Source organism: Streptomyces sp. SID10853, assembly GCF_010548145.1.
GTDB lineage: Bacteria > Actinomycetota > Actinomycetes > Streptomycetales > Streptomycetaceae > Streptomyces.
On record NZ_JAAGLN010000449.1, the window covers coordinates 1 to 2,187 of the forward strand.

Below are 2,187 nucleotides of genomic sequence, written 5' to 3' on the forward strand. Positions count from 1 at the left end.
GCGGCGCCGGGACCGCCCCCGCCGGCCCGCGGCGCGACGGACGGGCCGCCTGGACGGCGCCCGACGACAACCCGGAGTTCCTCGACAGCCTGCGCGCGGAGAACCAGAAGGACGAGGAGCTGCTCAAGGACTGGGAGGCGGACCTGCGCCGCCGCGAGGACGAACTGCGCCGCCGCGAGAGCGGCGGGGACGCGGCCTGAGGGGCGGCGGAGCGGGGAGGGACAGCGTGGTGCGGACGGACGGGCCGGAGCGGAGCATCGGCATGGACAGGGACAGGGACATCGACAGGAACATCGACGGGGACGGAACGGCCGTGGACCGCGCCCTGGCACGGCGGTGGCTGGCCACCGCGGTCGCCGAGGCACGGGCCGGGCTCGCCGAGGGCGGCATCCCGATCGGGGCCGCGCTGTACGGGGCGGACGGCGCACTGCTGGGCCGCGGGCACAACAGGCGTGTCCAGGACGGCGATCCGTCGACGCACGCCGAGACCTCAGCCTTCCGCGCCGCGGGACGCCAGCGGTCGTACCGGGGCACGACCATGGTCACCACGCTCTCCCCCTGCTGGTACTGCAGCGGCCTGGTACGGCAGTTCGGGATCTCCCGGCTGGTGGTCGGCGAGGCCGCCACCTTCCACGGCGGCCACGACTGGCTCGCCGAGCACGGGGTGCGGGTCACCGTCCTCGACGACACCGAATGCACCGCTCTGATGCGGAACTTCATCGCGGAGAACCCGGCACTCTGGAACGAGGACATCGGCGAGGAGTGAGGCCCGGCCTCCGCTTCCGGCCGCCCGAAAGGCTATGCCCCTCCCAACCCTCCCTCGGTAAGCTGATGTTGACGCAGTGACATCTGCGCACGCCGGCGCGGGAGGTGCTGTGGAAAGGGAGTTGTACGCACGGGGCGGTCTCCTCCACGGTCTCGCACCACGGCTCATCGGCCTGCCACCGCACGGGTTCCAGCAGGCTCCCGTCGAGGCGTTCGGAGGCAGCCGCGACGATCTGCCGGTGACCGTCCTGACGGGCGGGCGCGGCATGGGCAAGACCGTCGTACTCAAACAGCTCCGCACCAACTACCGCGGCCGCACCCCCGTCGCCCTCATCGACTGCGAGCACCCGGACTTCGCCGCGCTCCCGGCGGGCCACCGGCGCGCCCCCTACTGGTCGCCGGTCACCGAGGCGCTCTCCGTGCTCGGGGAGCAGCTCGGCCCGGCCGTACGGGGCGCCGGAGCGATCGAGTTCCCGCGGCTGGCCGCAGGTCTGGTGGCCATCGCCTCCACCGGGTGGGATCCGAACAACAGCCAGCAGGTGCACGACGAGGCGCTGCGGCTCGGCATGCTCGTCGAGTCCGGGGCGCGCCTCAAGGGTCTGGGCAAGGGCTGGCTCGTCAAGATCACGGCGAAGTTCGCCGCGCTGTGGACGGGTGCGCCGCCCGGCCTCGACGTCATCGTGGAGACCACCGTCGAGTCGCTGCTCGAAGACCTCTTCGACCGGGGCCAGCGCGCCGCGGCCAACTGGTACGGGGACTACCCGGGTGCGGGCGGCCAGGCGAAGCGGGGGCTGAATCTGCTGGCGCTGCAGTTCCACCGCGACCGCGACAGCGATGCCCGCGCCCTCGCCGAGCGGCATCTCGTGGGTGCGCTCCGCGCCGATCTTCGGGCCGCCTACCAGGGGCTCGGGCGGCTGCGCCGGGTCGGCAGGCCACTGGTGCTGCTCGACAACGTCCAGGCGCCGCTGGGCCGCAGACTGCTCGAACCGGTGCTGCGCGACCGCGCGGCCGGCCGGCTCGACCAGGTCGTCTTCATCGCCGCGCTGCGCGGTGACGACCATCCGGCGCTGCACTCGGCCCCGCGGTGTGTGCTGCCCGAGGTCACCCACTCCACGCCCTGGACACGGGGCACCGAGGTCGCGTCGGGCGCGCTCACCGTGGAGCTGACGGAGCTGGGCCCCGAGCATGTGAGCCAGCTGCTCGACCGCGAGGACCCGGCGATGCGCACCCCGCCGCTGCTGGCCCGCTCCATCCACCGGCTGACCGGCGGGCGCCCGCTCGGGGTGGCGCTTCTGACGAAGGCCGCCGGGCAGGCCGTCCGGCCTGACGGGCCCGTGGTGCCGGACGACGACGGCGCCGCCGCCCTCACGCCCGGTGTGCTGCTCTCGCTGCCCGTCGCGCTGCGCGAGGACGAACCGGGCC

1 protein-coding gene and 2 pseudogenes are annotated in these 2,187 nt (G+C 74.0%); all 3 read left to right on the forward strand.

The window, feature by feature from the left end:
• Positions 1-200: pseudogene (locus tag G3I19_RS36175) on the forward strand (hypothetical protein); the annotation flags it as partial.
• Between the two features lie 62 nt (positions 201-262).
• On the forward strand, positions 263-766 hold the full coding sequence (locus G3I19_RS36180) for a nucleoside deaminase (protein WP_164267903.1): 504 nt from the start codon (positions 263-265) through the stop codon (positions 764-766).
• Between the two features lie 109 nt (positions 767-875).
• Positions 876-2,187, forward strand: a pseudogene (locus tag G3I19_RS36185) (hypothetical protein); the annotation flags it as partial.